The organism is Lederbergia graminis, from assembly GCF_042655485.1.
Lineage (GTDB): Bacteria > Bacillota > Bacilli > Bacillales > Bacillaceae_C > Lederbergia > Lederbergia graminis.
Genome location: NZ_JBHSMC010000014.1, coordinates 91,728 through 113,679, shown reverse-complemented (window position 1 = coordinate 113,679; position 21,952 = coordinate 91,728). Strand labels below are relative to the sequence as shown.

At 35.1% G+C, this 21,952-nt stretch carries 23 protein-coding genes and 1 pseudogene; 2 read left to right on the top strand and 22 right to left on the bottom strand.

The window, feature by feature from the left end; translation table 11 throughout:
- Positions 1-103 precede the first annotated feature (103 nt).
- From ACFPM4_RS10715 to ACFPM4_RS10625, 19 genes and pseudogenes are all read right to left on the bottom strand, one after another.
- Entirely contained in the window at positions 104-724 is a 621-nt protein-coding gene (locus ACFPM4_RS10715) for an SGNH/GDSL hydrolase family protein (protein WP_382351240.1), read from the bottom strand.
- A 226-nt stretch (positions 725-950) separates the two neighbouring features.
- The gene (locus ACFPM4_RS10710; protein ID WP_382351237.1) at positions 951-1,121 is read right to left on the bottom strand and encodes a hypothetical protein; all 171 of its coding nucleotides are present in this window, start codon (positions 1,119-1,121) and stop codon (positions 951-953) included.
- Between the two features lie 235 nt (positions 1,122-1,356).
- A pseudogene (locus ACFPM4_RS10705) lies at positions 1,357-1,779 on the bottom strand (response regulator); the annotation flags it as partial.
- Between the two features lie 27 nt (positions 1,780-1,806).
- Positions 1,807-2,874, bottom strand: coding sequence for a Delta(5) desaturase DesA (desA, locus tag ACFPM4_RS10700; RefSeq protein ID WP_144928656.1), 1,068 nt, complete (start codon positions 2,872-2,874; stop codon positions 1,807-1,809).
- A 230-nt stretch (positions 2,875-3,104) separates the two neighbouring features.
- The gene (gene rpiA / locus ACFPM4_RS10695; protein WP_382351233.1) at positions 3,105-3,770 is read right to left on the bottom strand and encodes a ribose-5-phosphate isomerase RpiA; all 666 of its coding nucleotides are present in this window, start codon (positions 3,768-3,770) and stop codon (positions 3,105-3,107) included.
- Positions 3,767-4,843: a metallophosphoesterase family protein gene (locus ACFPM4_RS10690; protein WP_382351230.1), complete on the bottom strand. Its 1,077-nt coding sequence runs from the start codon at positions 4,841-4,843 to the stop codon at positions 3,767-3,769. Before ACFPM4_RS10690 ends, rpiA begins: the two co-directional genes overlap by 4 nt.
- 32 nt (positions 4,844-4,875) lie before the next feature.
- The gene (locus ACFPM4_RS10685; RefSeq protein ID WP_382352059.1) at positions 4,876-5,448 is read right to left on the bottom strand and encodes a histidine phosphatase family protein; all 573 of its coding nucleotides are present in this window, start codon (positions 5,446-5,448) and stop codon (positions 4,876-4,878) included.
- A 62-nt stretch (positions 5,449-5,510) separates the two neighbouring features.
- On the bottom strand, positions 5,511-6,068 hold the full coding sequence (locus ACFPM4_RS10680; protein WP_382351227.1) for a DEAD/DEAH box helicase family protein: 558 nt from the start codon (positions 6,066-6,068) through the stop codon (positions 5,511-5,513).
- Between the two features lie 51 nt (positions 6,069-6,119).
- Positions 6,120-6,572 carry an NUDIX hydrolase gene (locus ACFPM4_RS10675; RefSeq protein WP_382351224.1) on the bottom strand — a complete coding sequence of 151 codons (453 nt, stop codon included), beginning with the start codon at positions 6,570-6,572 and terminating at the stop codon, positions 6,120-6,122.
- Between the two features lie 35 nt (positions 6,573-6,607).
- On the bottom strand, positions 6,608-7,189 hold the full coding sequence (locus tag ACFPM4_RS10670) for a histidine phosphatase family protein (protein WP_382352056.1): 582 nt from the start codon (positions 7,187-7,189) through the stop codon (positions 6,608-6,610).
- Entirely contained in the window at positions 7,167-7,793 is a 627-nt protein-coding gene (locus tag ACFPM4_RS10665; RefSeq protein WP_382351221.1) for an HAD family hydrolase, read from the bottom strand. The genes ACFPM4_RS10670 and ACFPM4_RS10665 overlap by 23 nt, the downstream gene beginning before the upstream one ends.
- A gap of 89 nt (positions 7,794-7,882) precedes the next feature.
- Positions 7,883-8,374 carry a DinB family protein gene (locus ACFPM4_RS10660; RefSeq protein ID WP_382351218.1) on the bottom strand — a complete coding sequence of 164 codons (492 nt, stop codon included), beginning with the start codon at positions 8,372-8,374 and terminating at the stop codon, positions 7,883-7,885.
- A gap of 14 nt (positions 8,375-8,388) precedes the next feature.
- On the bottom strand, positions 8,389-8,934 hold the full coding sequence (locus ACFPM4_RS10655; protein ID WP_382352053.1) for a GNAT family N-acetyltransferase: 546 nt from the start codon (positions 8,932-8,934) through the stop codon (positions 8,389-8,391).
- A gap of 22 nt (positions 8,935-8,956) precedes the next feature.
- Positions 8,957-9,310 (bottom strand): VOC family protein, encoded by a 354-nt coding sequence (locus ACFPM4_RS10650; protein ID WP_382351215.1) that lies wholly within the window; start codon positions 9,308-9,310, stop codon positions 8,957-8,959.
- A 13-nt stretch (positions 9,311-9,323) separates the two neighbouring features.
- Positions 9,324-9,956: an SAM-dependent methyltransferase gene (locus tag ACFPM4_RS10645; protein WP_382352050.1), complete on the bottom strand. Its 633-nt coding sequence runs from the start codon at positions 9,954-9,956 to the stop codon at positions 9,324-9,326.
- Between the two features lie 283 nt (positions 9,957-10,239).
- Complete coding sequence (locus tag ACFPM4_RS10640) at positions 10,240-10,884, bottom strand: rhamnogalacturonan acetylesterase (RefSeq protein WP_382351212.1); 645 nt, start codon at positions 10,882-10,884, stop codon at positions 10,240-10,242.
- A gap of 17 nt (positions 10,885-10,901) precedes the next feature.
- On the bottom strand, positions 10,902-12,164 hold the full coding sequence (locus ACFPM4_RS10635) for a hypothetical protein (protein ID WP_382351209.1): 1,263 nt from the start codon (positions 12,162-12,164) through the stop codon (positions 10,902-10,904).
- A gap of 117 nt (positions 12,165-12,281) precedes the next feature.
- Positions 12,282-13,430 carry a PrsW family glutamic-type intramembrane protease gene (locus tag ACFPM4_RS10630; protein ID WP_186324889.1) on the bottom strand — a complete coding sequence of 383 codons (1,149 nt, stop codon included), beginning with the start codon at positions 13,428-13,430 and terminating at the stop codon, positions 12,282-12,284.
- A gap of 154 nt (positions 13,431-13,584) precedes the next feature.
- Entirely contained in the window at positions 13,585-13,923 is a 339-nt protein-coding gene (locus ACFPM4_RS10625) for a zinc ribbon domain-containing protein YjdM (protein WP_144928573.1), read from the bottom strand.
- A 175-nt stretch (positions 13,924-14,098) separates the two neighbouring features.
- Between ACFPM4_RS10625 and ACFPM4_RS10620 the strand changes: the two genes are divergently transcribed.
- A complete protein-coding gene (locus tag ACFPM4_RS10620; protein ID WP_382351205.1) occupies positions 14,099-16,075 on the top strand; it encodes a DUF2207 domain-containing protein in 1,977 nt (658 codons plus the stop codon).
- A 65-nt stretch (positions 16,076-16,140) separates the two neighbouring features.
- Here ACFPM4_RS10620 and ACFPM4_RS10615 read toward each other — a convergent pair whose 3' ends face one another.
- From ACFPM4_RS10615 to ACFPM4_RS10605, 3 genes are all read right to left on the bottom strand, one after another.
- Positions 16,141-17,229, bottom strand: a complete 1,089-nt coding sequence (locus ACFPM4_RS10615; protein ID WP_382351203.1) for a 5-methyltetrahydropteroyltriglutamate--homocysteine S-methyltransferase — start codon at positions 17,227-17,229, stop codon at positions 16,141-16,143.
- Positions 17,230-17,489: 260 nt separating this feature from the next.
- Entirely contained in the window at positions 17,490-19,043 is a 1,554-nt protein-coding gene (locus tag ACFPM4_RS10610; RefSeq protein ID WP_382351200.1) for a response regulator transcription factor, read from the bottom strand.
- Positions 19,036-20,814, bottom strand: coding sequence for a cache domain-containing sensor histidine kinase (locus ACFPM4_RS10605; protein WP_382351197.1), 1,779 nt, complete (start codon positions 20,812-20,814; stop codon positions 19,036-19,038). Before ACFPM4_RS10605 ends, ACFPM4_RS10610 begins: the two co-directional genes overlap by 8 nt.
- A 429-nt stretch (positions 20,815-21,243) precedes the next feature.
- Here ACFPM4_RS10605 and ACFPM4_RS10600 point away from each other — a divergent pair, with 429 nt between their 5' ends.
- The gene (locus tag ACFPM4_RS10600; protein ID WP_382351195.1) at positions 21,244-21,936 is read left to right on the top strand and encodes a YesL family protein; all 693 of its coding nucleotides are present in this window, start codon (positions 21,244-21,246) and stop codon (positions 21,934-21,936) included.
- Positions 21,937-21,952: the final 16 nt, after the last annotated feature.

Here is a 21,952-nt window from a genome sequence, read left to right as displayed (position 1 = left end):
ATGCATTACAACCGTAATTACCCTTTAAAAAATCAAAAAAGTAAAAGCGAGAGTAGATTTAATCTATATACGCTTTTACTTTCTTATAATTATTGATTGTTTTTTAACTTAACGCCTTTATCCAAGTAACCGCCATCAACATATTTCCAGCTGTATTCATATGTACACCATCAGTAGTGAGCTTTTTCCCAGAATCTGCTTTCAAATACTGAATGAATGCCTCATGTGTTGGAACAAGCACTGCATCATATTTATCTCTTAATCGATGTACAGCCTCAACATATGCGACCAGTAATTGATTCCCTTTAGACTTTACATCTTCATCAATGACTGTAGGCTCCATCAATATAATTTTTGCATTTGTTTTTTCCTTCACTTGAGTCAATAAATCATCATAAACTTTCTCAAATTCCTCTGGATATACTTGGACAATTCCAGGGCTATCTAGTTGTCTCCAAACATCATTGATGCCTATGGAAATAGATACCCAATCTGGTTGTTGATCAATAACATCCTCCTGCCAACGAGCAGCAAGATCCGTTACGCGGTTACCACCGATTCCTTTATTAATAAACTCAATATTTTTCTCCGGTTGTGTTGTCCAATAATAGTCTCGAATTAAACGAACATAACCGTCACCCATTTGTTCTGGATCTTCTCTTCTTCCACAGTCTGTAATACTGTCACCTATCATTAGCACTTTATCGTTTTGTTGAAATCCCATGTTTTTTCCCCCTATATATTTGCTCATACATATACATAAATTCTTCAGCAATCTTATTATTCCTTCCAATAAATATTATTTTATAGTGAATTATCTATATCATTAAACTTCAAAAAGCACTCCCACTAATTTGGGAGTGCTACTTGAAATACACCAATTTTGAATGCATAATACATAATCTCGAAAAATGATATCCATTATAGTAGTTGGAATATATGTAAATATTTTATTTTAATCTATCAGGGTTCTTTATTTTTATTGATACTACTTCACCGCAATCCGAGCAAACGGTATATACTTTCTCCGAACCAATCGCCATTTTCTTCTCTAAAGGTCGTAGATTAATATGATCGGTAGCTTGTATAAATGAATTTCCTCCACAATTTTTACAATTCATTTGTTTTCACCCCCACACTATTATGTTAATACAAATATAGTTGGAAAGAAAAGCCAAACAAATACTTGATATTATTCAAGTATTTATTTGGGTTTTACAAAATATGGTGAAAAACACTTCCTATATTCTCATCAATGTCAATCTCACAGGAGGCTATCGATTAAATGAGCATGTAGTTAAATTTATAAAGGTTTGGTCAAATTTCAATTCATTTCCTAATTGATCATCGAATACTTCTAGCTAGGAATGGCTGAGTAACTACAGACTTATCATCAACAAGCTCCGGAGCGTATATTCTCCCACCAGCCATTATATAATGAATGGAATTTATTAATTCCTCACTTGGACTATCCTTTAATAAGAAGCCTTCTACTTCTGCTTTTTGAACTCGTTCGAAATAACCTGGGCGAGCAAAAGTTGTTAAAATGATTGTTTTACAATTATATGTTTTTAACTCCTCTGCAACGTCTAATCCGGTCTTAAGTGGCATTTCCAAATCCATAATGCAAAGATCTGGTTGATGCTGTTGCACGAGGGACATTGCCTCTATTCCATTACCTGCCTTACCAACAACCTCTATATTCTCCTCTAAATTAAGGAGGGATACTAAAGTTGTAAGAAGCATCTGCTGATCCTCGGCAACTACAATGTTAATCATTTATTTTTTCTCCCTTATATCCGAGCATTACTTTTCTTGAAAGCTATACTTATTACTCGGCTTCGGCTTTGGATTTGTATTTGGTTTTACCTTTTGCTGTTGTAGTAAATGCTTTATCTCCTTAAAGTTAACAAACTGTTTATTTTCTTGATCAAACAATCGGAAACGAAGAGATTGTAAGCTAGTTCCTAACGTAATCGTTGTTGCCTTTTGCAATGGTGGTGTCGATTCATGAGCTTTTTCCAAATTGTAATTAGGAACTCTTGGAACTAGATGGTGAACATGGTGATACCCAATATTTCCTGTTACCCATTGTAAAATTTTCGGCAATTTATAGTAAGAACTTCCATCAACTGCTGCTTTTACGTAATCCCACTCCGATTCATTCTCAAAATAAGAATCCTCGAATTGATGTTGTACGTAAAATAACCAGATTCCTAATGAACCAGCGATAAAAAGTATCGGTGCTTGAATTAAAAGAAATGCCTGCCAGCCAATCAACCAGCATAATAAAGCATATAAAGCTACTATCGAAGCATTTGTAAGATACGTATTGAAGCGTTCCTTACGCTTTGCTCCTCTTCTATTTATACGATTTTCTACAAAGAACAAATAAATTGGACCTAAACCGAACATTACAAGTGGATTGCGGTAAAACCTGTATGCTAATCTTCCCCAGAATGATGCTTCCACATATTCTTCTACGGTCATTATCCAAATATCACCTTCACCCCTTTTGTCTAAATTACTACTTGTGGCGTGGTGAATAGAATGACTTCTTTTCCATTTTTCATACGGAAACATCGTAATAATCCCGCTAATTGTTCCAACAATTTTATTTGCTTTTTTCCCTTTGAAAAAGGACTGGTGACAACAATCATGAAAAATGATAAATATACGAATAACGAAACCTGAAGCAATAATAGCGAATACTAACGATAACCAATACGAGATGGATAAGCTTTGATATGCGGCGAACCAGAGTAGGATAAATGGAAGAAATGTATTAATCATTTGGCGAATACTAGCCTTTATTTCTGGACCTTCATACGGAGCGACTTTCTTTCTTAACTCTGCTATTTTTTGTTTACTCATGTCTTCCTCCTTAATTGCGATAAACTAATCGTAAAACATTACCGCATGGAAGAATAGACATAAACGTATAGTATAATACATGACAAATATAATGGTTTTAGCATTTTTTTAATAAAACTTGCTTTACTGCTCATGCAGGAACAAATGGAAAAACCCAAAGCCAATCAGACTTTAGGGGACTTTTGTTAAAAATTAACTTTTGCTGATTTTAAGCTTTTTTTTCAAAAAAATTATTGCAAGTAATCTATATGACCATCTTTTTTAGCGACAACTATTATCTCAGCCATATTTACAAATAGGCCATTTTCTACAACACCTGGTAACATATTTATCTTATTCGTTAGTTCTATTGGTTCTGATATACTCGAAAAAGAACAGTCTAATATATAGTTACCATTATCTGTTTTATAGGGAATATCTTTTTTAGTTCTTAGTTTTGGTGTACAACCTAATACTTGTAATTGTTTACTAGTTATCTCGACACCAAAAGGGGTTACCTCAACAGGAAGTGGAAACCTGCCTAATCTAGAGACACATTTTGATTCATCAACGACAATAACAAGGCGCTTAGAAATAGATGCAATTAATTTTTCTCTTAATAATGCACCACCGCCGCCTTTTATTAACTGCAGATCAGGATTTACTTCATCTGCACCATCAATCGTAATATCTAATTGGCCTATTTCCGATAAAGAGATTAATGGTATTCCTTCTTCTATAGCGAGTTCCTCCGTGTTTTTTGATGTAGGAATACCACGGATATCTAACCCATCTCTAACAAGTTCACCAAGCTTCTTAATTGTCCAATACACGGTAGAACCTGTTCCTAGTCCTATGATCATACCGTCTTTAACATATTGAACCGCTTTTTCTCCTGCTAGTTTTTTACTATTCATTTGACCCCTACCTTTTTCATTTCTTCAACTTTAATACGATAATCAGATCCGAAAAGGTTTTTTTCTTGTTTTTCACTACTAAACATCGGAGTTATTTCAAACTGTTGTTGATCATATTGGGGGCTAAAGACATCTTGGCAAAAATCTAAAAACATAACATCATCTTTTTGTTTATCAACAAGTTGCTGTTTTTTATTGTAAAGTTCGGATAGTAATGGAAAATGTACTTCTAGATGATAATTATCGTATTCTTCCTTCGTAAGTAAATTAACCGCTTTAAACTCAGCACGATTCTTGTAGAGCAACATTTTGTATGCTACCCCGTCCGTGTTTATACCATTAGCCGTATGAAAAAGAGACGGAACATCGACCATGGTACCATATGGTTTATCGATGATTTCAGCACTACCAAACCCATTGTGGACATGTCCAGAAACAAAAAACACATTTGGATATTTTAGTAGAATTCGCTTTACCTTTCCATCTTGTACACCAAATCCTTCTAAATCGTTAGATCTCCAATGCGTATCTCTCAGCGGCTGGTGATTAATGATAAAACTAACTTTTCCTTCTGGTACAGACTGCAATTCCTTTTCAAGCCACTCCAATTGATTGTCAGTTATGTAGCAACTATCTTTCAAGCTTTTTTCCGTATTTAATACGATAAACTTATAGCCCTTAATAGTATTAGAAAAATACACATTGGTTGTTGCGCCACTATACATATAGTTTCGTGTTAAATATGACTTTCTAGCATTCTCATACCAAGAAGGAGTATCCTTTGCATTGTTCGACCAATCTGCTCGACTTGGACCACGAACATCATGATTTCCTAATGATAAGAGAATATTTTCTCTTGGCAAAGAACAATTTTCCTCCAAGACTTTGTAGAAAGAGCTAAATTGAGACTCTACTCCAGCTTCCGTTAAGTCTCCTGAGCAAATAAAAACAGCATCCTCATACTCCGATATATGATGTAGTATTTGTGCTAGTTTTGTTTCATCTTCCTTGTTTTTCAAATGAATATCTGACGTTAAGAAAATAGTTAACTCGGGTTTTTCCAAGATTGCCAATCGTCTCTCCCCCTCCATTATCTTCTTACATATTAATTCGAAAGATGGGATATTTGGTTATAATCTTTTATCAACCACATTCCTTCATGGAAATGAATATTACTTATACAGGCATTTCCAAGTCTAGTCTTACCTGTTCCAATTTTCCCGTCGGAAAGAATCGCTAGTAACGTACTAATCACTGCTCCATGTGCAACAAGAATTACTTTGCCATGTTCATACTTTTCTTGAATTTTTTCTATCCCTTTTTGTATGCGACTAGAAAATGATTCATCATCTTCCTGGTTAGGATAATTTCGATCGGGATATGCGGACCGTCTCTCCTGTAATGTCATCCCCTCAACATCACCAAAAGATTTTTCGATAAAATCATCCATTTCAATAACATCAATATTTAGTGCCTCATTAATTATCTCTGCAGTTTGTTTTGCCCGATTCAGCGGACTTGTAATAATGACATCCCATTCGGAGTTTTTCAAGAAGTCCCTACATTCTCTCGCTTGTTGGATTCCTTTCTCGTTAAGTGGGATATCAGTCCTTCCTTGAATTCTTCTTTGGGCATTCCAATCAGTCTCACCGTGTCTTATTAAACAAATCGTAGTAATGTTTATCACCTCATGTGCTTTATACGGTTGCTTGTTGAGGGGCTGCCTTTCTTTATTATACTTTACAATTGAAATTTGCTCTTAATCATTTGCGCTACCTCAGCTGGGCTCAAGTTTGAATTATCGATTCTCATATAGTTCTTTCGATCAATTTCGCCTTCAAGGGAGTTCATCCTGAATCTTTCCATAAACTCTTTTACATTCTCTTCTGATTTTTGGATATTTCGTTTTGACGGCTTATGTTCAAGTCTATTCGGTGTCACATTCCGTTTTAGCCTTACTTCGAGGTTAGCCTCTAATTCAACGAAATATACTTCTCCCCCTTCAGACTCAAATATGTTACATACTTTCTCAACCTCTCGCCAATCCTCTTCTTGATTAAAAGCCCAAACAAAAGTGAATACCATCCCGTATAAATCACTTTTCGCTACAGCTTTAAAAATTTCTTCTCTAAATAAGGTGGATAAGCGCCACATCTCAGAACTGAAGCCAAAAAATGGTTGAAGCAATTCTATCGTCATATGATTATGAAGGAGTTTTAAATCAGTAACCTTGGACAACTCTTGTCCTACTGTCATCTTCCCAACAGCTTGTGGACCAAATATTAGAACGAATTTCATATGTATACCCCCTTCATTTTTTAAAATTGGTAAAAGACTTTTAGTAAACAATTAATCTTCTACGTTATATATTTTTAAACCCTCTTTCACTCCCCAAATATGATGGTCGTGAACTAATCTTTTTTCTATTTCCTCCATCGTTATCCATTCAAAAAAGTGATCCTCTTCTATCGGTTCTAATATTTTCTCACCTAATTGAGCTGTGAAAAAATAAGAATTACTTAATATAGGCTCATTTTTTGTCGAAATAAAATGCATCATTGCATTCCCTATATATGTACGAATTGAGATTTCATAACCTATTTCCTCAAGAACTTCTCTTCTAAGGCACTCTTCAAACTTTTCGTCTTTTTCTATTCCGCCTCCAGGCAAAAAATAATGCCCATTGGTTGTTTTAACGGCTGCTACCCTATCCTTTTTAAAGTTAAATATTACTGCATATACCCCCAATCTTTTCTGATAGGTTATGCCCTCTATCTTTTCACCGAAAATATTTAGTTGCATACAATCACTCTTTCATGAAATAAGGGGAAGCTTCTTTATATATTACTTTTTGTTAAATGGTTTATTTGATTATAGTCTTTTATAACCCAAATTCCATTTTGAAAATGAATATGACTAATACAGGCATTCCCAAGTCTTGTTTTACCTGAACCAATCTCTCCATTCGAAAAAGTTGCTAGTAAAGTATTAATAACAGCACCATGTGCAACAATTATCACCTTAGTACCATCATACTTCTGTTTAATTCTTTCAACCCCAGCAATTACCCTATTATTTAGTGTTTCTCTCTCTTCTTGATTAGGATAACTACCATCAGGATAGAATTTCCTCCTCACCTCTAACAACATTCCCTCTGCATCTCCATAGGACCTTTCTATGAAATCATCCATTATTATGATAGGTAGATTCAATGCTTCATTGATAATCTCTGCTGTTTGCTGAGCCCTTTTCAAAGGACTTGTGATAATGACATCCCATTCTGAGTTTTTCAGAAAATCTCTACATTTCTTTGCTTGATTTAGTCCATTTTGATTAAGTGGGACATCCGTCCTCCCTTGAATTCTGCCTTCTGCATTCCAATCCGTCTCTCCATGCCTAATCAAACAAATGGTCGTGATCGTCATCTCCTCCTATCATTTCCTTTAACATTGGCATAATCTGATTTACCCATTTACAATAGTTATCAGCTAACATCGTTCTCCAACCAAGTTCTTTTGCTGGTATTAAATTTTTTTCTTGATCTTCAACATACAAAACAGACTCACTATTGGTTATACATGAGTTAACTACCTCGTATATTTTTGGTTCAGGTTTACAATAACCAACTTGATCAGAAACAGTTATACTCGTTATAAAATCCATATACGGTTTAAATATGGGATATACCCACTCAGACCGATGATTACTTAATAAATGGATATTTGCATATTGGCTCCAAATAGGGATAATCTCAATAGCTGGCAAAGGCTTTATTGTATTTAATAAGAGGGATTGAGCATTTTTAATGTTAACAATCGGAAATTGTTCTTTAAGCAATAACCAAAAATCATCTTCTGATATATTCCCAGTCCACAAATCTTTACGAATTTCATTTTTAAAAATTAATAACTCTTTTAGTAGTTCATTTGATTCTTCTGATAAATTCCTCCAAAAGGATTGTGAAAAATTCGTTATTAAGACTCCGGCTATATTTAGAATTAGTTCAGGTTTTTTCGATATCATTTCATTATCTCACTTCATTTTTTAACTTTTGTTTTGTGTCTTTTTATCCAACCGCAAATCAAGCAGTATTTTCTAATATTACCAATTTGTTATTCACTACTTTTTACAAGTAATGAGTCACCTAAGAATTCCTTTATCTGTCTAATATGATGCTCATCATGCGGTATAAAGCCGATTAAATAATGATATGCGGAAAATTTGTTTCCATCACCATCCATATGTTCTCCTAGAAATTCAGCATCTGACATCTCATTAATATGACGTATTAATTGATTACGATAATAGATTGTCTTATCTAAAATTTCCTCTTTACTAGTTTCTTTTGCATACTCGACAGCTTCTTTATTAAACTCGTCAAAATCAAGGTGCTTTGCTGAGATGACTTTCCGATTTGTTATTCTTTCTATCGCATTTTCAAGAAAATATTTATCCCAAAGCATGATGTGTGCGATAATATCTCTAGTTGTCCACTTTCCTTCTGCAATTGGACTAACCCATGTTTCATCGTCTAAATCCCTTATCGATTTTACAAATGAAATTAATGCTGAAAATTCATTTAATAATTCTTCTTTACTTTGCATATGTCTCCTCCTTATTAAATAGTTTTGGTTTTTTGAATTACTCTCCACTCATGCTCCAACATACTCATTTCTATGAGATTCCAATATTTATTACCTATTTTTCTATAATCTCTAAGTATACCTTCTCTTTGAAATCCAACTTTTTCATAGCAAGCAATTGCAGATGAATTGAAATCAAAAACACCAAGACTCACCCTATGTAAATAAAGTTCATCAAAAGCAATCTTTAGAGTCGCTTTTATCATTTGTTGTCCAATGCCTTTACCTCTTGCATCTGCATTTCCAACTAACACTTTCCCAATTCTTGCATTCATATTTTTTCTATCAATTTTTCCTAATGAAATATGACCAATAACATTTCCAAGTTCTTTCTCCACTACTTTATATATCAGGGTTTCCGCATTATGATGATTTGCATTACTAACATATGTATCTAACTGTTGCTCATCTAATGGAAAATTAAAGCCCGGTCCACCCCATTGCAGCAAAAATTCAGGTGAATCTATCCATTGGATTAGTTGAGCATAATCTGATTGTTTGAAGTATTTTAAGGCTATGATCTATGTATTTTCCTCCTAAAGGTCAGGTCTCTACTTCCAACAACTCAACTTTATGTCCATCTGGATCTTGCACAACAGCTCGTTTTCCCCAAGGGCTAACTTTTGGCTCTGAAATAATGGCATACCCTTTTACACGAAGAGTATCTACGATTTGATTTAAATCGATAACATTAAACCCAATACGTGTCCCCATATCTACTCTTCCAGTCGAACTTGGATATATCTCAAATACAATATTTTCAATCTCACAAGCAAAATGAACAGGACCATTACCATGCTGTTCTTTATGAAAGACAAGTCCAAAATTCTGATAAAAGGAAACTGAATTCTCCAGATTACTTGATTGAATAACAACTAGGTTTAGCTTAATTGACATCACTATACTCCTTCTAAATCGGCTTGTTCTTTTTTATCACCAACATCGTATTCGCATTCTCCTGAAATTCATATCGAACGACCTTCTCTTCGACTGAACATCCACGCTCATGAAGAAAAGTATATAACCGATCTAAGTGCTCATAGCGGTTACCTTCTAAATCAACAATTGGGAATATACGAATCTCTTCTTTTGTAACACGAAGCATTTCTTTTATAGTAGATAGATGGAAATCGTAATCCAATCTATCAGCATACATAAACAAAAAATGCGCAGACAGCAAGATATCAAACTCATTATCTTTGAATGGCATGCTTGGCAATGTAACAGGAATATACCTTTCCGGATGGGTAACCATATCAGCTACACAATTATGCAACGCACTCTTTCGATGTTTTCTTAGCCCTTCTATTGTCTTGAAAAAACTCCATTTATACTTCTCTTTCACCTTTTCCATCTGAAACATCGCATGGTTAATATCTTCTATTCCTTTATGTTCCAGCTCTCTCACTGAATGATAATAGGCAATATCACATGCAGTTATATCCAAGCCCTTTTGGTTACCAATTGCAGTAATGGAACAAGCACCAGCTGGACAATCGAGAATATTCTTGCCTTTTAACACTTCATCAGAAAGCGAAAACATGTGTACATACTCATCAAAGGTTCTCCCTAGAAAAACAATTCGCTCTAGTGCTAATTTATTACCTTGCACTACATCACCTCATCTCTATTCAGAACGATCAAGATACATTTATCGTATTATTCTCTACTGAGGTGATATTTCCCTTCAAAAATTCATTTAAATTCCAGAAACTAAAACATAGGTCCTTATTAAAGTAGGTTTTTTAATCCTAAGAAGTAAAAAAATCCTGCACTGTAGTGGACAGGATTTTATCAATAAATGCATTTTATTATTAATTTTGATTTTATTTGAGATAACCTGATAACTCTAGCTCTAATTCCTTGATTCCCTCACTTACAATTTTCGCTATTTCATTAGCGCCTTTTTCAGTGAAATGAGTGCAATCGGTACCATTTACAGAAATCATAAAAAGCTCAAATGCTTGGTCATAGCCTATTGCGGAAAAGTATTCAATACTCTTTTTATTTAAATCTACTAATAATACATTTTGATCTTCCGCTACTTCCTTCATAGCGTTGCAGTAATCACCAAAATCAGCAAGAAACTCACCATTTACATAGTGGAGCCTACCGACAGGAGTAAATAGAATAGGGATTGCACCTTTTTCTCTCGCACCCTCAACATATTGTTTTAAGTATTTTTTATAATCATCATAGGCCTCTGTATAGCGCTCTGGTCGAGATTTTGTTGAATCGTTATGTCCCATTTGAATGAAAAGATAATCACCTTGCTTTATCTCCGCTAGGATTGCAGCTAATCTACCTTCTGTGATAAATGTTTTGGAACTTCTTCCGCCCATTGCATGGTTATGAAAGGTAATATCACTTGAAAAATATTTTGCAATAAATTGACCCCACCCAGCTTGTGGAGCAAAACTGCTATCATATGTCTGCATAGTGGAATCCCCTGCTAAAAAAACATCTATCATTCCTTCCCCTCCCCCTGTTAATATTCTCCACCAGGATATAGCGTTGAACTGTACAAACGTTTTGGTTGACCCTTAACTTTCCCATTGCTTTGTAGGTTTCTAGTCTCATTAGAAAAGATTGTAGCTCGTTGATCGTTATAAATTATTACTTGTTCTTTTCCTTCACCGAACAGGTCCGCATGAACTACATAGCCGTCAACAGGAAATGTAACAATGGGATTTAAATATCCATCATATAAGGTTGGGTTCACACCCCCACCTCGACGATATGCCAAAATATAATCTAATGAATGATCATCCCAGTTGCTGATTGTTTCAATAATGGTCAACCAACCATTCGTTTTGCGCTCTTCTTTTGCGATTTCTTTTCCATTTGCATCTAGTAGAAACATTCCGTCTTTACCGCTGTTTGTCTGTACATCCCCGCGAATTATACGATCTAGACCTGCAATTTGTAAGCCAGGTAAGTCCTCCCGAAATTTCCCCAAAGCAATGTGCTGAGATTCAATCGAACCATCATAACGCCAGAGCTCATTTCCTTTTGTATCGTACATGACGGTTACACTACCACCAACAACGATATTGACAGGATCATCAGCAGATAATGTAGGATCTACATGACCTAACCAAATACAATCAGCATGATCATCTAAATTTTGACATGACCATAAAATTTTTCCATTATGATCGAGGTAATCGTAACCAGCCATCACTTCATCGTGGCCATCTTGATCGAAATCGTACACCCAAGGAAAGTGTCCAATATTCCCTTTATGCTCCCATAGCAGATTAAAGTCTTTATCTAATGCCCACATTTGCTTGTAACGGTCTTTTAAGATAATATCTTGAGGAAATGGATTTCCAGATAAGTTTGCAATTATTATACAATCATGTGCTTCCGGGTTTGGTAAATCAAAGGAACGCTTCAATTCTCCAGTTTGTCCATTTAAAATAAGAAACTTCTTGTCCATTACACAAAGAACTTCATTGTACCCATCGCCATCAATATCATATATTTGTGCCGGATAATCGGAACCAGGACCACCCGCATTTTCATCCGGCTCCCCTACTTGCCATAGTACATTTCCTTCGACATCATAAGCAGTTAAACATATTACTTGGTGCGGAACATAGCGATCATCAATATCACCGTCTGCTTGTACCATTACAATTTCCATTCTTCCATCACTGTCGAGATCCCCTACAAGCATCTTGCAGCGTGTACCTGCAGCACTTATATCAATTTCTCCTAACAGATATGGATCCATATTCACCGTCATACTTTCATTCGCCCCCTCAAAAAATAACCATCCAAAATACTAATTCTAGACACAAACCAATAAACCTCTTTTTTTCGGGTGCCTGGCACCCAAACAACTCTGAAACAATTCAGTGTATTATGAATTGTTCAGGTGCCTGGCACCGATTTGTTTTAGTCCTACATGGATAAAGGAGAATATGAATACCCAGCCAATGACGATGATGATGATGAACAGCAAGTTAAATTTATGAAGAAAATATAGGGGCATATCCCAGATTGCGTGTAAGATGACAGGGACTGCGAATAACTTTAGAAAATTTGCGTTAAATAGGTGATCAGATTTAAGTGGATTGTTCCCTTTTACATAGACAAGTGCAGCTCCTGATATAGCTGACCAGATAGTATGAGTACCAATTGCTGTCCATGCACGCAAAAAAATAACATCGAGCATCGTGGAATTCCCATACATTAGCCCAAAGCGCAGTGCATATCCTGCAGATTCAAAGGCAGCAAACCCAGCTCCTATAGCCGCTCCAATAAGTAGCCCATTTAGAATATATTTTGGATTTAAGTTTTTAATAAAATAAAGAATAATAATTAATTTTCCAACTTCCTCCACTACACCAACGATAATTGCTCCAGCAAAATCTAGTTCATGGACAGGTAAAAAGGAAAATAGAAATAAGGTTACAACGAGTGAACTAGCACCACCTATAAATAACATTTTAGAGATTTCATAAAAGCTTATATTTCGCGGAGCGTTTGTTTCCCAAAAGAAAATTAATAAGGAGACAGGGACTGCAAAAGAACCGATAATAATAAACCCAGGAAGTGCATTTATATTTTGAAAGGAGTAAGTAGAAATATACAGGAGGATATACGTGATGGCGAAGAAGAGAAATACTCTAGAAAATAGCCATGGTTTTGGCCATGATGTCGATATTTGGTCTTCTGGAGGTGTCGTATGTTTCGTGCCAGTAATAAAAAGTGCTTCACCGTCATCTTTTGAGTGCTTTTTTAATACATCAGAAAATACATCTTTTAAGTTTAATTCGATATGACCAGTTTCACCTAGCATCGCATTAATTTTTCCCGTTGCATTTAAGAAAGTATCTTTTACTTGAGCTTGGAAGGTTTTTGATGTTTCTGCTGTGGTAGGAGTAGTATCCGACGATACCCGTGCTATCTCATTCGTGGTTTCTGCTGGATAGTTCACCTTTGCTCCACAAGTTGAACAAAATTTGCTCTCATCCTCTAATTTATTCCCGCAATTCGAGCAAAACACATAGTCTCCCTCCTACATATGAAAATGATATTCTCTCCATACTAACTAAGTACAATATATTTACCATCGAATATGTTTATGTCAAAAAAGTAAGTGCCTGGCACCCGAACAATTCGTAACTTTCCCAATTGTTTGGGTGCCAGGCACCGGTTTTTTATATTTTTTTTACGAATTCTGATTTTAGTTTCATTGGTCCGAAGCCGTCGATTTTGCAGTCGATGTCGTGGTCGCCTTCTACTAGACGGATGTTTTTCACTTTGGTTCCCATTTTCAGTACGGATGAACTTCCTTTTACTTTTAAATCTTTAATTACTGTAACAGTGTCGCCATCGTTTAATACATTTCCATTGGCATCTTTAATTACTTTTGTATCCGTACTCTCACTTTCAGATTCTGCAGTCCATTCGTGAGCACATTCTGGACATATAAAAAGTATTCCATCCTCATATGTATATTCTGAACCACATTTGGGACAATTTGGTAAATTTGACAACTAATATACCTCCATTTTATTTTCATCTGTCTTTATATACTGGCATAGGTTGCTCGGATTGACAACCGAATCAGCTTCCATTCATTGTTACTTCTACCCTAAGTCATTATCCCTATGGATTTCTCCCCATATAAAAGCTATGATTCTATGGAAACTTCTGTTTAGGGGTGACAGATTGAAAAGATTATTTACTTTTTTACTATTTACCTTATCTTTTTTCACTTTCTTTACTACACAGGCTGATGCACGTTCCTTTTCGATTGATGATGTCCATATTCGTGCTTATATTTCTCCTGATGGAAACCTACTTATCAATGAAATGTTTACATATACATTTGACGGCAGTTATGAAGAAGTAAGGCGATCGATACATAACGAGCACCACCAAGGTGTGAAAGATTTTGAGGCATATGAATTAATGAATGACGAAGCTGTTCTTGGTTTTATGGAGAAAAATGACCTACGACAGCTTGAAGTAAGTAAAAGCGCTAATGATTATATGGCAAAAATGCATGTGACAGATACAACAAAAAAGATTGTTTTTGTATACATTTTAGAAAATGCTGTGAAGTCTTATAACACATACAGTGATATAACAGTACCCTTTTTCGGAACTGGACAAAACCATAATTCGGATTTGAATAATGTAACAATTGATTTTGTATTTCCAGAGCCACTAGAGCCGAATCAATACCATGCATTTTTCCATGATGAAAAAGGGTGGGTTGTTCAAAAATCTAGTGAAGTGGTACGCTTCTTTACACCTGTTTCTAAAGCGAGGAAATTGACGGAAACTCGCATTTTGTTTCCCTCGACAATCATGGGACAACAGCAAAAAAACTCTGCTCCCAAAACTTTAGAACAGGTATTAAATGAAGAAGAAAAAAAGACAGAACAACTTAGTACAAATACAAAAAAAACTAACAGCTATAGCACCATTTTAACTGTACTATCCTGTATATTTGGGGTTGCAATAATAATATTACTTCTTCTACCTCAACGGATTTTACGGAGAAATATACAACCTCAAGATTTATTACATGATGATCCACTTTATCTATATATGATGAATCGTGGTGGTGTAAAAGACAATTATGCCTTTTTGGCTGGTATTTATTCTCTTGTGGAAAAAGGGAATGTAAAAGTAGAAACAACTAATACACTAACTCGCTTTCAAACAGAAACAGATGCACCGAAAAAGACTCTTACTTTCAGCTATCAACCTACTTCTAGAGCACTAAATGATAATGAAAAACAGTTAATAGAGTGGCTTTTTACAAGAAAAAGGAAGTTAAACATACGCACTTTTTCATTTAATAGTATATATGGGGCAACCAAAGAAGAGAAAGAAGCTAAAAAGGTGCACAGCTATCATCGCAGGCTAAAGAAACGGAGATTACATGAAGATCTTTGGTATCGTGGTGTAATCGACCAATTAATAGAGAACAAGACATTGAATGGGAAGCTATATCCAATCGCAACCCGTGCGTCCATGATACTTGTTTTATTATGTACGATTATTACTTATATCATAGGGGCTGCATCAGGATATGGAATAATAGTCTATTTTGGGATTTCCACATTACTATGGCGAAATGCGTGGTCATCATTATCCCGAAAAAAAGTAATTTCCTTTTTTCTTATTACATCCCTGTTAGGTTGGATAGCACTTGATGAAAAGGCTCTTATTCCATCTTACTTAGCCTTTCATCCCGTAATCATCGTCTTTTACTTAGCTCTACCACGCTTTTTCCTTTCTAGAGAAGCAGCTGAAGCGAAAGCGAAGATTCGTAGTTTCCGTAGGATAATTAGCCAAGAAGGAATTCCCTCTGGGGTAGATGTCGATGAGTTAGATAAATGGCTGATCCGTGCGTTGTTATTAAATGTTAGAAAGTTTAGCTTACGTACTAAAGAGCTTAATCAGTCTTTTGACGAGCTAGTAAAAATAGCACCTTTATCAGCACTTGTTATTTATGATGAAGATCCAATGCAATATTTATTTAAAACATGGAAGTGGAGCGAAGTTTCGGAGGCAAGATTCTGGAATAGCTCCAGTTCCGGGAGTAACAGTAATAGTGGCGATGGTGGTAGCTCATATAGCAGCAGCGATAGCGGTGGTGGAGACGGTGGCGGCGGCGCAGGAGCCGACTAAAAAAATGGTGCCTGGCACCCGGACAATTGCGAAAGTTACGAATTGTTCCGGTGCCTGGCACTCTATTACCCCCAGATTTCTTTTGCTGTTTCGGCTACGAATTTTAGTTTCGCCCATTGTTCTTCTTCGGTTAGGATGTTTCCATGGTGTGTGGATGCAAAGCCACATTGTGGGCTGATGCATAGTTGTTCTAGTGGAACATATTGTGATGCTTCTTCTACTCGTGCTTTGATCGTTTCTTTGTTTTCTAATTTACCAGTTTTAGAAGTGACTAATCCTAAAACTACTCTTGGACCACCTTTTGGAATATATTTGAGAGGTTCAAATGATCCTGAACGCTCATCATCATACTCTAGGAAGAAACCATCTACTTTCTCATTCGCAAAGATAATTGGAGCAATATCATCATAGCCTCCTGCAAATGAGTAGTCTGAACGGTAATTTCCGCGACATACATGAGTTGTAACTGTTAAGTCTTCAGGTTTTCCTTCTAAAATACTGTTTACAACATGAACAGCTAGCTCTGCTCGATATTTCTTCTCTTCAGGAGAGAATGGTGCCGTTGCAATCACAGCTAGGTACACGTCATCTAGTTGAAGATACCGAACTCCAATGCGGTAAAACTCTTGGATTGTCTCACGATATGCTGCAATAATATCCGGTGCAAACTCGTCAAAATCCTTGTATTGTCCATTTAGAATATCTGGATGGAAGAATTGGTTTGGACTTGGAATGGTAAACTTCGCAACCGCTCTGTCTCCAACAATTTCTAATAAATCTTTCGCCTGTTGGAAGAATGGATGATTAGGATTATAAGCAACCTTCCCTACTAATCTGACATCATAAGGATCTGTTTCTTGACTAGCAAAATTATAACCTTGTTCAGGAATATACCCTTCCGCTCCTAATAAATGCTCCATGAAAGTGGAGTGCCACCAATCACGGCCAAACTCCCCTTCTGTTACAACTTGTAGTCCTGCTTCAATTTGCTTATCTACAATCTTTTTAATCTCTTGAAGTTCTACTTCACGAAGTTGTTCTGCGTTAATTTTTCCTTCTTTAAAATCTTTCTTCGCTTGCTTTAACGTTTCTGTACGTAATAAACTTCCGACTTGATCTGCTCTAAATGGTGCTTTCACTTTTGTAACTGTCATCGTTTATTCCTTCTTTCTATTCGATTAATAACTTAAAAAAAGTGTAACACACACAAAACTATATAAGGTAACACATAAAAAATATGCACTGATATAGCTTTTAGCTATACCAACACTCATAAAGCCGAAACCCCAATGAGATTTCGGCTAATGATGATTGTAGAAATCCAACTTTACGAATCGCCCCGTCATGTTCGCAACCTCTCTCCACTTTTCTCTCCTCATAGAAATCGGAGTTGAGATAGTTTCCTCTCTCACAGTTATTTCACTCTACTCTTTCGAAATTTAGAAGGTGACATGCCTACATATTTCTTAAATTTATGATGGAAATAGTCAACATTCGAATATCCTACACGCTCAGCAACACGATATACCTTCAAACCCTGGGTTAAATACGTTTTCGCATTTTCCATTCTCACTTGATCAAGATATGTGTTAAAGTATTGGCCCGTATAATTTTTAAATAATTTTCCTAAATAAGCACTATTATAATTAAATAATTCCGCTAATGCTTCTAGCTTAAGATTTTCATGATAATTCCGGTGTATGAAATCAATTAGTTTCTTTATTTGTATTGTTTGATCTCCAATATCAAGGTTCTCAATTACTTTCCTTAAAGATGTATAGAGATAGTTAATTAATTGTTTGATATTATGTTGATAGTGAATTTCGCCTATATTTCCCGTAATTGTTGTTATTTCTGATTGCAACTCTGGCTTCGTAGCGGAACATTTACTTAGTATTGCAGTCATTAACTGTACAAAACTTTTCTTCATTTTTTCTTCACAAAATTGTAAGTCAACCATTACTTGAGCAGCTTCTTGAAGGGTGTCTTTAATGGCCATTTGATTTGCGATATCTATGGCATAGTACAGCTTCTCGGCGAATGAATGCAAAGGGAATTCTTTATTAACATATTCAATGTTTTTACGCGTTTGAAAGGTAGGTTGAGAATCGCTCTGAATAAATCCATTTTCATGATAAAAAAACTTCCTATCTAGTAAACTTTTAACTTCATGGTAGGCTTTATTAATGGCTTTTATGTTAGTAAATTCTTTACTTATACTGCAACATACTGAATGATCACCTATCATTACTTCTGTAACTTTCTGATATAAATCCACTAATTTCTCTTCTGTAATTGCATGATCTTTTAATAAAATACTAATCTTTTGTTCATACATAAAAACATAGCCTTTTTCTGGCTCAAAAATCTCTTTTAACCGTTGTTTCATATCGAATAATAGCTTGTTTTCAACTTCCCGCTTGGATATTAGCTCCATCACTATCAAACGGTATTTTACCCAATCTATAAACAATGTCAGGCTTTCCTCTGTTATTGCTTCCTGCTCGTCTTTATTTAAATGTATTAACGTTTGAAGTAAATGATCTTTTTGAAAAGTGAGGGTATCCTTTTCTAATAATTCGATTCCCTTTTCCTGCTGTAATTTCGTCCTTACTATTTCTAAATATTGAATTAGCTCATCCTCATCTACTGGTTTCAAGAGGTAACCTGTAACATTAGCATTGATTGCCCTTTTCGCATATTCGAACTCCGAATACCCACTCAAAATAATAAAATGTATTCTAGTATCGGTATTCCGTATTTCACTCATTAATTGCAACCCATCCATCCCGGGCATCCGTATATCCATCAGCATTAAGTCGATTTGATGTGCTTTATATTTTTTTAATGCATCCACAGCATCAGCTGCTGTATCAACAACCTGGAATCCATAGCTCGTCCATGGAATAATGGTTTTCAAACCGTCTCTAATCATTGGCTCATCATCAACAATTAACACATTATACATTTTCATTCCCCCTAATTGGTATGCTGAATGAAATACACGTACCCTTACCCAGCTCACTCTTTAGATTCAGCCCACTATTTTCACCAAATGTTATTTTTAATCTTTGATGAACATTCATTAAGCCTATCCTATTTTCTTGGCTATTCTCGATATCGTTAAATGTTTTTAGAATGGCTTGCTGCTTCTCTTCACTTATACCGACACCGTTATCCATAACGGATACGTAGAGCTGATGATTGGTAACACACGTTTTTACGGTTACTTTTCCACCTTTTTCTTTAAACTCCAATCCATGAATTACCGCATTTTCTACTAACGGTTGGATAATTAGCGGATGAATATAAATACCTTCTGATAACGGATCGATATCCAATTCATAAGTCAGTCGGTCTTCATAACGAAACTGTTGAATTTTTAAATACAACTCCACCGTTTCTATTTCATTTTTAAGTAAAATTAGTTCTCCGGTAACTTCTATGCTTTTTCGCATTAGCTTACCTAACTGCTTTACAACGCTTGAAATATCTTTTTCCCCTCTAAGATGTGCTTTCATTCGTATTGATTCCAGTGCATTGAATAAAAAGTGAGGGTTTATTTGGCTTGCTAACATTTTCAATTTAATTTCCTGTTGTCGCTTCTGTAAAATATTTTTCTCGACATGCATCGATTCCAATCTAGCTATAAGATCTTGTAAATTTTGCACCATATAATTTAATTGCTTGGATAACTTTCCAATCTCATCTGTTCCTTCTACTTTTATTTGCGCATCTAAATTTCCTTCCGCAACAGTATTAATTTGGTCACTAATCAAAATAATTCTTTTCGAGATAAGACGCGAAAACATATAAATTAGAATGAGAGCGATTACAAAACTGGCGCAAATAACAATGAATCCTAGTTGCACAAATCGATTTGCATCCGCCATGATGACTTGATTAGGGATAACAGATACGAATTTCAACTCATTTTGGCTAGTATTAGGCAACAGTAAATCAACTAATATTTCGGACTGCTCGCCATTTACCTTTCCTGTAACAGTTCCATTCACCTCTACTAATTTTTGATCTGTCTCGATAATATCGTTTAATTTCTTACCGACGAAATCTTTGCGATTAGAGACAACTACATAATTATTATCATCAATTATCATGATGGGTGATTGTTCTTGATTTAAGATTGTATTTAGATTTTCAGTGTTTATATTGATGACTAATACAGAACTTGATTTATAATCAGGATAATTAATGCTACGAACTAAACTTAAATACTTCCGATTATTTTTAGTTTCGTCTGGTATGAAAAACCAACCATTTAACCCATTCGTCTCTAATGCAGACTGATACCAAAACGTATTCCTTATGGCATCTGTTGTCGGCCTAAATTCCCAGTTATCCAACATCGTCGGATTTTCGACATATAGGCGAATATTTGATATTTCATCGAATGTTTGGAGTGAACTTCTAAATTCGCTATATTCCCTGTATGCACGAAGGATCTCAACCCCAGAAGAATACTCGGTATTTACAATATTTTTCAAATGTTGATCTAACGTTAAGTTATTTGCAATATAAATGGCAGATTCTAATGTTTCAGCTGTCCTGTTTTTCACCCTTTCGATATTTGCTGAAGATTGTTCAATCGCATCATTTAATGCCTTTGTTCGCAACTCTTGTGTAAGAAAAAAACCAACTATAAAAAGAGGAATAATTACTGCAATAAAAAAGGAGAATACAAGTTTGGACTGGATTTTCATGTCGTTAAACTTTTTCATAAGGGATTTCAACTTTGGGTCACCGCCATGAGGATATTAACAATGGATTTGTACCCATTCATAAAAAGTATACATTAGATTTAACTCGTCTTTAATATGCTATGGTACCTAATTAATAGAATAAGGTGCACTTCGCGATGGAACATCATGGTCTCTACTTGATAAAAAAATCATCAGAAAGCGGTTACAATCATTTCTAGTAGTATATCATTTTTCGCTGTTTTCCGTTTTATACTAAATGTATCATTGACTTTCACTAAAAAAGTACCCAAATTATTAGTACAGTTTTCCATATATAATTAGAGATAATGTTTAAAAAAGAGCTATTTTCCTAGATACCAGAAATTAAATATAAAAATAGTCATCTACCAACAAATGGCTTTATGCTATAATTTTTACTGAAAACGCTTTTATGGAGGGGTGTAAGTTGTGGATAATCTGTTTGTAAGAATAAATACCATCTTTGAGTGGATAATGAAATTTGCCGGAACCAATCTATTATGGGTTTTATTCAATTTTCCAATTGTATATTTAACAATGTCTCTCTTATTTGTCGAGAATACTTCACAGGCAATGATGATCATGATTACAATTGCTGTGCTAGCACCATTTATTTTCTTTCCTGCTACAATCGCTATGTTTGGTGTAGTGCGGAAATGGGTAATGAAAGACGATGTAAGTCTAATGCGCTTTTATTGGAAGTATTATAAGGAAAACTATAAAGCAAGTATGATTGGCGGACTTATTATTTCTTTACTCTGGGTAATTATAGGTTTTGACTATTACTATTTTCAAACTAGCATTCCGCTTGTAAGCTATATATTTATTTTACTTTTAATATGTCTGTTTGTTTTTACTGTTTATTTTTGCGCGAATACAGTACATACCGAAGCAAAGCTTAAGCAAAGTATGAGAAATGCATTTGTATTAGCAATTGTAAATCCAATTTTTTCGTTCGGAATTGCCATTATTAATATCGCAATCCTCTATATAAGCATACAATATCTTACATTTTTATTACCGTTTTTCTCCGGTTCCCTTATCGCCTTTATCTCATTTTTAGGCTACTATAAAGTATTCAATCAAGTAGTCGCATTACAAGAACCAGAAACAATAAATTAGACAACATAAAGGCCCT

Coding starts and splice junctions, on each gene's coding strand:
- ACFPM4_RS10715 (WP_382351240.1), bottom strand. CDS start 724: ATGGGATTTCAACAAAACGATAAAGTGCTAATGATAGGTGACAGTATT.
- ACFPM4_RS10710 (WP_382351237.1), bottom strand. CDS start 1,121: ATGAATTGTAAAAATTGTGGAGGAAATTCATTTATACAAGCTACCGAT.
- desA (WP_144928656.1), bottom strand. CDS start 2,874: ATGAGTAAACAAAAAATAGCAGAGTTAAGAAAGAAAGTCGCTCCGTAT.
- rpiA (WP_382351233.1), bottom strand. CDS start 3,770: ATGAATAGTAAAAAACTAGCAGGAGAAAAAGCGGTTCAATATGTTAAA.
- ACFPM4_RS10680 (WP_382351227.1), bottom strand. CDS start 6,068: ATGAAATTCGTTCTAATATTTGGTCCACAAGCTGTTGGGAAGATGACA.
- ACFPM4_RS10675 (WP_382351224.1), bottom strand. CDS start 6,572: ATGCAACTAAATATTTTCGGTGAAAAGATAGAGGGCATAACCTATCAG.
- ACFPM4_RS10665 (WP_382351221.1), bottom strand. CDS start 7,793: ATGATATCGAAAAAACCTGAACTAATTCTAAATATAGCCGGAGTCTTA.
- ACFPM4_RS10660 (WP_382351218.1), bottom strand. CDS start 8,374: ATGCAAAGTAAAGAAGAATTATTAAATGAATTTTCAGCATTAATTTCA.
- ACFPM4_RS10650 (WP_382351215.1), bottom strand. CDS start 9,310: ATGTCAATTAAGCTAAACCTAGTTGTTATTCAATCAAGTAATCTGGAG.
- ACFPM4_RS10645 (WP_382352050.1), bottom strand. CDS start 9,956: ATGTTTTCGCTTTCTGATGAAGTGTTAAAAGGCAAGAATATTCTCGAT.
- ACFPM4_RS10640 (WP_382351212.1), bottom strand. CDS start 10,884: ATGATAGATGTTTTTTTAGCAGGGGATTCCACTATGCAGACATATGAT.
- ACFPM4_RS10635 (WP_382351209.1), bottom strand. CDS start 12,164: ATGACGGTGAATATGGATCCATATCTGTTAGGAGAAATTGATATAAGT.
- ACFPM4_RS10615 (WP_382351203.1), bottom strand. CDS start 17,229: ATGACAGTTACAAAAGTGAAAGCACCATTTAGAGCAGATCAAGTCGGA.
- ACFPM4_RS10610 (WP_382351200.1), bottom strand. CDS start 19,043: ATGTATAATGTGTTAATTGTTGATGATGAGCCAATGATTAGAGACGGT.
- ACFPM4_RS10605 (WP_382351197.1), bottom strand. CDS start 20,814: ATGAAAAAGTTTAACGACATGAAAATCCAGTCCAAACTTGTATTCTCC.